Annotated in this window: 3 protein-coding genes and 1 tRNA gene; 2 read left to right on the top strand and 2 right to left on the bottom strand. The window is 66.9% G+C overall.

Annotated features, from left to right (window positions below; all coding sequences use genetic code 11):
* Positions 1–1,982, top strand: a 1,982-nt coding sequence (locus Q664_RS51585; RefSeq protein WP_481954994.1) for a CdiA C-terminal domain-containing protein, incomplete at its 5' end; no start/stop codon positions are given.
* 3 nt (positions 1,983–1,985) lie between these two features.
* The gene (locus Q664_RS05470; protein WP_043390596.1) at positions 1,986–2,450 is read left to right on the top strand and encodes a SitI3 family protein; all 465 of its coding nucleotides are present in this window, start codon (positions 1,986–1,988) and stop codon (positions 2,448–2,450) included.
* Between the two features lie 122 nt (positions 2,451–2,572).
* On the opposite strand, the gene Q664_RS05465 is transcribed toward Q664_RS05470, so the two are convergent.
* Positions 2,573–2,646 (bottom strand) — tRNA-Arg (locus Q664_RS05465).
* 327 nt (positions 2,647–2,973) lie between these two features.
* Positions 2,974–7,634 (bottom strand): amino acid adenylation domain-containing protein (locus tag Q664_RS05460; RefSeq protein WP_043390595.1); only part of this gene is annotated, 4,661 nt, incomplete at its 5' end.

Genomic DNA, 7,634 nt, shown 5'->3' with positions numbered 1-7,634 from the left:
CACTACACGGTAGAGCCGGAGATGCCGTGGTCAAGGCGGAGAGGCTGGCGGGTGAGCAAAGCTACGCCGCACTTTCATTGGCTGAACGAGCCAGAATCAACGAAGAGATTGATAGACGTTACTGCGCGAGCGAGGGGATCCCGTTCGGAACGAAGATCAAGCCCAACGAGTTCGGCAAGGTCGCGATCTGGAATAGCTTCAAACAGCAAGTGATGGCTGAAAGGCGTAAGCTCGATGCGCTGAAGAGTTCTTCGGATGACGTCATTGTCCTGGCCGCCAGCACGCTGGAGCTCGCCTCGCGAGCGCTCGAGAGTGGGCAGGGGGAATTGGCGGCGAACATCCTGCAGGATGGGGCTGCGGAGCTGGAGAGCTCGGCGATGGCTGCGAGTTCCTCCAAGAAGTCCATCCTGAGCTGGATGTTGAGCACCATGAGGGCGCGCGCCGCAGGCTATCTGCAGACTGCTCCGCGACCACTGGCCGAGAAGGCCTTCGAGTTGATCTCCCTCTCGAAGAAGGTGAAGGCCGTGGGCAAGGGACTCAAGGGCAACTCCGAGCACGCCAAGCTGCTCGAAGAGCTGGCCACCGAGTCGCTCGTGCAGGCCGAGTTCCTGCTGCATGCCGCGGACAACACCGAGGTAATGATTGGCAAGGGCATCAGTCAGACCTATCGCGCCATCGTCAACGCCTGCTTCGAAAAGCAAATCAGTGAATCGGGAGCGTTGAACAACCTGTTCACGAACAACCGGGACAAGCTGAAGGCCGACAAGAAGAAGATGAACGAGGCCTTCGACTACATCGACCGGAAGATGGAGAAGGCGGGGCTGTCCTTCGATCTCGCATGGAGTGCGATGTTCAATGAACACCACCTCGTGAGTGAAACGGAGCTCCCGTCCTTTCCGACCGAGTACGAGGCGGCAGTGTTCCCTCGAGACCATGAGGTGACTCGTGGTTTGCTCACGCCGATGTGCGACCTGGCGCGCTCCCTGTGCGAAGGGAAGCTAAAGGGCGCGGACACGGCGGCGGCGGAGATCATCAAGTCCCTGCGCAAGAACGATCAGTGGGAGATTGCTCGCGCCCTGCTCGATGAGCTGTCGAAGAGCGCTCGGACTCCAGAGGGAGCTGAGCTCGCGCAGAAGCTGAATGACAGCGAGCGGCGTGAGTGGTGGTCTCAAAAAGCCCAGCTGTTCATCGTGGATGACCTTCCGGTCTTGGTCCTCAGTACCCTGATTTCTGGAGGGATCGGTATCGGTGCTCGCACGCTGGCTTTCATGATGAAATGGGGCCCGAAAGCGGCCCGTGGGACGCAGCTTACCGCAGAGCTGCTCTCCTTCGTGCCGACCGAGCGCGTGCTGAACGATGTCATCAACAACCGCCGCGCGGACTGGTCCGCGTACGGACTGGCGCGCGACTACCTGATGACCGCGGCTAGCTTTGGGCTCTTCTACACGCTGGGCGTCTGCTGGCGGGCCTGGCGCACACCTTCGAAGGCGGTTCCCGATGCCGCCAAGACAGCGGTGACACCGAAGGGAAGGCCCAAGGAGATTCCAGCCAAGGAGAAGGCCAAGGAGAATATCAACGCGCTCAAGCGTGAGAACGAGTCCGCTGAGATTCTCAGGGAGAACAACTATCCTGTCGAACAGCAGCCAGCGATTCCGGGAGGCAGGCGGCCCGGAGTGAAAGATCCCGATTATCGCATTGGGGGAATCCTGTTCGACAACCATGCGCCCAACACCAATTCCGCGCGCAGTATCTGGAGTACGGCAGAGGGCAAGGTCAAGTCCGAGCAGGCGCGACGCATCGTGATCAACCTCGGGGATAGCAAGGTGGATCTTGCTGCCCTTCAGAAGCAGTTCGCTGAGTGGCCGATTGATGGGCTAGAGCAGGTGCTGGTGATCACCAGGGACAAGAAAATCCTCTCCCTTCGTTTGGCAAAGCCATTCACCAACTTTACACCCAAGGGCTATCCGGATCAGAGGGACTGAGGCATGTCGATCAACTATGTTTTGTACCTGGCCGGGCCCAGGAGTCCGCACGAGGCGGTTCGCGAGTTCACCCGTGGCCTCTCGGCTCCGGATGGGGCCTCCAGCTATAAAGGACAGTTGGCGGAGACCACCGTGTTTCCGCACCTCTGGGTGGTTGCCACCGTGCCCACGTTTCCAACCAACCGGTACACCGAAGAAGAGCACGGCTTTCTTCCAAGGCTTCGCCTCCAGGTGCGCCTGGACACGGAGGACCTCTCCGAGGCTCAGGATGAGCTGCTCGAACTGGTGAGTCGGGTCCTGCTTGGTTCCAGGGAGGATCTCGTGCTGCTGAGGGAGGAGGAGAACGTGGCGCTGCTTCGTCGTGAGGGCCGGCTGGAACTCCATGATGACGCCCTGTGGGCTTCCGCCGAGCGCAGAGCCCGGGCGGAGCTGTGGGTGCGCGAAGTTCCGCCATTGCGCGGCTCGTAACGGCTTATTGCTGGTGTTCGTGGTACACGGCTTCGCGCAGGAACGAGAAGGAGTTCAGTGTTTCGAGGCGCGACCAGGACAAAAAAACGCCCTGCTTCCGGGGACTTGGGAAGCAGGGCGAGTGGCCCCGGCTGGAATCGAACCAGCGGCCTGCGGTTTAGGAAACCGCCGCTCTATCCAACTGAGCTACGGGACCATCGATGAGACGGGCTTTATAGCAAGCAGCCCGTCGGATGCAATGACGTCGCGTCACCAGGGCGACTGACATGCACCCAGCGTTCGCTCGATGTCGACTGCCCGGCGAAGCCCTCGCCCACCGGCACAGTTCTCACATGTCCTTGACGCCTACCTGACAAAGCGCCAAGCCGCCAACGAGGCGGTCCTCATGTAGGCCAAGCTGGTAACCTGCCTCCTCGCCTCCTTCAAGGCCGAGGGCCGCATGAGCGATGGCGCAGCATGCGGACCAGCGCCCTCCCGAGCCGCCAGAGGCTTCCACGGAAGTCCGTGGAAGCCCCCAGTGGTTTCATGGGGTCCTTGGGGTCACAGCGGCCCGCTCGTGGGCGCGCTCGAGGTACTCGCGCAGCCGCTCGGCCACGGACTGGACAGAGGGGGGCTTCAACAGCTCGAAGTGCGTTCCGGGCACCTCGTGGATATCCAGCCTGCCCGAGGGGGGCACCAGGGCCCTCCAGCCCCGGTCTTCCGTCTGGCCCTCCACCGCCTGGGTGGCGGGCAGCAGGGTGAACTGCTCGCCCTCGTAGGGGGTGGCCTTGTAGCGCCAGCTGGCACGCAGGTTGGCCTCGAAGACGTCCCGCAGGGCACGCACCTGCTCGAGCCCCACGTCCGGCAGGGCGAGGTTGGCCTGGCGGGCCGCCTCCATGATGACGTGGAGCAGCTCCTCGCGGCCCAACGTCTTCACCTGCTCCTCGGGCACCTTGAAGCCATTGCCGACGAACTCCTCCACCAGGCCCACGAAGGCCTGCTGGAGGGCCTCGTCCTCGTTCTGGATGTTGGCGGGCCGCCCGGAGGGCACCTGCGAGTCGATGAGCATCAACAGCTCCACCTGCTCACCCTGGCGCAGCAGTTGCTGGGCCATCTCGTAGGCCACCACGCCGCCCATGGACCAGCCGCCGAGCAGATAGGGCCCAGAAGGCTGGACGGTGCGGATGGTCTCCATGTAGAGGGCCGCCATCTCCTCGACCGTCTGGCAGGGAGGCAGCGAGCCGTCCATGCCGCGCGACTCGAGGGCGTAGACCGGTTGCTTCGGACCCAGCTGACGCGCCAGCTCGGAGTAGCCGATGACGGTGCCACCTACTGGGTGCACGACGAAGAGCGGACGGCGGGGGTCTCCCTTCTCCCAGGGCACCAGCGGCACCAGGGGAGTCCAGGCCCGCTGCTCCCCACGCAGGAGCCGCGCGAGCTGCTCCACCGTGGGCGCCTGGAAGAGCGCGGCCAGGGGCAGGGTACGGCCCGTCACCTCACGCAGCCGCCCCATGAGGCGCACGGCGAGCAGCGAGTGCCCACCCAGCTCGAAGAAGTGGCTGTGCGCGCCCACCGGGTGCACACCCAGCACCTCCTCCCAGATGCGCGCCACCTGGAGCTCCAGGGCGTCGCGTGGTGGCACGTAGGCTCCCGCCGCCTCGATGCGGCCCTGCTCCGGAGTGGGCAGTGCCTTCCTGTCCACCTTGCCGCTGGAGTTGAGCGGCAGCTTCTCCAGCGCCACGAAGGCCGAGGGCACCATGTACTCCGGCAGCTTCTGGCGCAGGGCGCCTCGCAGCTCGGCCAGGTCGAACGGCTGACCGTTCCGCGCCACGAGGTACGCCACCAGCCGCTTGTCTCCCGGCGTGTCCTCGCGCGCCACCACCGTGGCCTGCTGCACGCCCGGGTGGCTGGAGAGCACCGCTTCTATCTCCTCCAGCTCGATGCGGAAGCCACGCACCTTCACCTGGAAGTCCACGCGGCCCAGGTAGTCGATGGTGCCGTCCGGCAGCCAGCGCACCAGGTCCCCAGTCCGGTACAGGCGGGCACCGGGCTGCGAGCTGAACGGATCCGCGACGAACTTCCGCGACGTCAGCTCGGGCCGGCGCAGGTAGCCGCGGGCCACGCCGGCGCCGCCGACATACAGCTCGCCGGGGACGCCCACGGGCACGGGCTGCATGCGCTCGTCGAGCACGTAGCCACGCACGTTGGGCAGCAGCCTTCCGAGCGTGGGCCTGGGCCAGTCACGCACCTCGCACGCCGTGGTGTCCACCGTGCACTCGGTGGGGCCGTAGACGTTGAAGAAGCGGGTGCGCGGGTGCTGCGACAGCGTGGTCCAGAGTGCCTCGTCCAGCGCCTCGCCACCCACGAGCACGCGCGTGGGCACGTTCTCCGTCCGGGTGGCCAGGCCCGCGCTGAGCAACAGGCGCAGGTGCGAGGGCGAGCAGTCCAGGACGTCCACCTGGTCGCGCGCCAGCAGGGCCAGCAGCGCGTCCACGTCGCCACGGGCACTCTCGGGGACCATGCAGAGCGCGTGGCCATCGAGGAGCCGCACGAGCTGCTTCACCGACGCGTCGAAGGACAGCGGCGCGTTGAGCGACACCCGCTGTGGGGCCTCGACGTCGGCGTACACGGTGCTGGCCAGGGCTTGGTGCAGGTTGAGCACGGCGCCCTGCTGGATCATCACACCCTTGGGCACGCCGGTGGAGCCCGAGGTGTAGATGACGTAGGCGAGGTCCTCGGGGCCGTTGACGAGGGGCGGGTTCTCCACTCGCTCGCGGGAGAGCAGCTCCGCGTCCGTGTCCAGGCAGATGACCTGGGCGGAGGGAGCCTGGAGCCGGGGCAGCAGGTGCTGCTGGGTGAGCAGCACCGGCGCCTGTGAGTCGGCGAGCACGAGGGCCAGACGCTCCCGCGGGTAGGTGGGGTCGAGCGGCACGTAGGCACCACCGGCCTTGAGGATGCCGAACACGGCCACCACCTGCTCCAGCGAGCGCTCCAGGCACATGGCCACCAGCACGTTGGGACCGATGCCTCGCGCGCGCAGCAGGTGCGCGAGCTGGTTGGCCCGCTGGTTGAGCTCACGGAAGGTGAGCTGTGTGCCCTCGTACATGAGGGCCAGCGCGTCCGGCGTGCGCGCCACCTGGGCCTCGAACGCGGCGGGGAGCGACGGCTCGAGAGCGAAGTCGCGCCGGGTGTCGTTCCACTCCACGAGGATTTGACGCCGCTCCGCCTCGGAGAGCAGGGACAGCTGGCCCAGGCTCTGCTCGGGGTGGGCGGCGACGCCTTCCAGCAGGACGCGCAGGTGCCCGGCCAGCCGTGCGGCGGTCCGCGCCTCGAACAGGTCCGCGTTGTAGCGCAGCACGCCGACGAGTCCTCCAGCCTCCTCGGCGAAGGTGAGGGCCAGCTCGAAGCGGGCCGTCTGCGTGTCCACCTCCAGCGGGCTCAGCTTCATCCCGGGAGACTCCAGGGCCTCCGTGGGCGTGTTCTGGAAGGTGAGCATCACCTGGAAGAGGGGCGAGCGGCTGAGGTCGCGCTCGGGCTGGAGCTCCTCGACGAGCTTCTCGAAGGGCACCTCCTGGTGGGCGTAGGCCCCCAGCGTCGTCTCGCGCACCTGGGCCAGCAGGGCGCGGAAGCTCCGCTGGGGCGACAGCCGCGAGCGCAGGACGAGCGTGTTGACGAAGAAGCCGATGAGGCTCTCCACCTCGGTCCGGTTGCGGCCGGCGATGGGCGAGCCGATGGAGACGTCGTCCTGTCCCGAGTAGCGCGAGAGCAGCACCTGGAAGGCCGCCAGCAGCAACATGAAGGGCGTGACGCCCTCGCGCTGGCAGAGCTCGAGCAGGGCCCGCGACAGCTCCGCGGGCAGCACCACGGGCTGCACACCGCCTCGCTGGGTCATCACGGGAGGCCGGGGCCTGTCCGTGGGCAGCTCCAGCGCGCGAGGCGCCCCCTCGAGTTGCTGACGCCACCAGCCGAGCTGCTTCTCGAGCACCTCGCCCTGGAGCCAGCCGCGCTGCCAGGCCGCGTAGTCCGCGTACTGCACGGGCAGCTCCGGCAGCGGCGAGGGCTTGCCCTGGGTGAAGGCCTGGTAGAGCGCCCCCACCTCGCGCACCAGCACTCCCATGGACCAGCCATCGGAGATGATGTGATGCAGGGTGAGCACGAGCACGTGCTGTTGCTCGGACAGCCGCACCAGCAGGGCGCGTAGCAGCGGTCCACGCTGGAGATCGAAGGGCTTCATCGCGTGCCCGGTGGTGAGCTCGCGCACCTCGGCCTCGAGCTCCCCGGGAGGCAGCGGTCGCGGCTCCGCCACCTCCAGCGTCAGGGAACTCTCGGGGGCGATGACCTGCCTGGGCTCGCCCTGGTGGACCTGGAAGGTGGTGCGCAGCGACTCGTGGCGCCGCACCAGCTCCGTGAGGCTCTTCTCCAGCGCCGCCACGTCCAGCGCACCCTCCAGCCGCACGGCGGTGGGCACGTTGTAGAAGGGGTTGGCCGGCTGGAGCTGATCCAGGAACCACAGGCGCTGCTGCGCGAAGGACAGGGGCAGGGCGCCCTCGCGCGAGACGCGGACGAGGGGCGGCATCTGGACACCCTGGCTGGAGCGGATGGCCGCGTCGAGCCTCTCCGCCAGCGTGGCGACGGTGGAGGACTCGAAGAGAGCCCTCAGGGGCAGCTCCACCTGGAAGGCGGTGCGGATGCGCGAGAGCACCTGGGTGGCCAGGAGGGAGTGGCCACCGAGCTCGAAGAAGTTGTCGTGGATGCCGGCGCGCTCGGTGTGGAGAACCTGGGCCCAGATGTCGGCCAGGCGCTGTTCCAGCTCGTTGCGAGGCGCGACATAGGCCGCTGCCGGCTGGAGTGAGGCGGACTCGGGAGCGGGAAGCGCCTGGGTGTTCACCTTGCCGCTGGAAGACAGGGGCAGGGCGTCCAGAGGGACGAAGGCGGAGGGCACCATGTACTCGGGCAGCGAGCGCTTGAGGAAGTCGCGCAAGGTGGAGGACTCCACGGAGTGGCCCTCGTGGGCAACGAGGTAGGCGATGAGCCGCTTGTCGCCCGAGGCGTCCTGGTGAAGCAGCACGGCGGCCTGACGGACGGAGGGGTGGGCCCGGAGCGTTGCCTCGATTTCACCTGGCTCGATGCGGAAGCCACGCAGCTTCACCTGCGAGTCGAGGCGGCCGAGGAACTCGAGCTGGCCGTCGGTCAGCCAACGCCTTG

It is taken from the genome of Archangium violaceum Cb vi76 (assembly GCF_000733295.1).
Taxonomy (GTDB): Bacteria; Myxococcota; Myxococcia; order Myxococcales; family Myxococcaceae; genus Archangium; species Archangium violaceum.
The sequence above is the reverse complement of the archived record's forward strand: the minus strand, read 5'-3'. Positions and strand labels throughout refer to the sequence as shown.

Bases quoted from the DNA above. Each gene is read 5' to 3' on its own strand.
- Q664_RS05470 (WP_043390596.1), top strand. From the start codon at position 1,986: ATGTCGATCAACTATGTTTTGTACCTGGCCGGGCCCAGGAGTCCGCAC.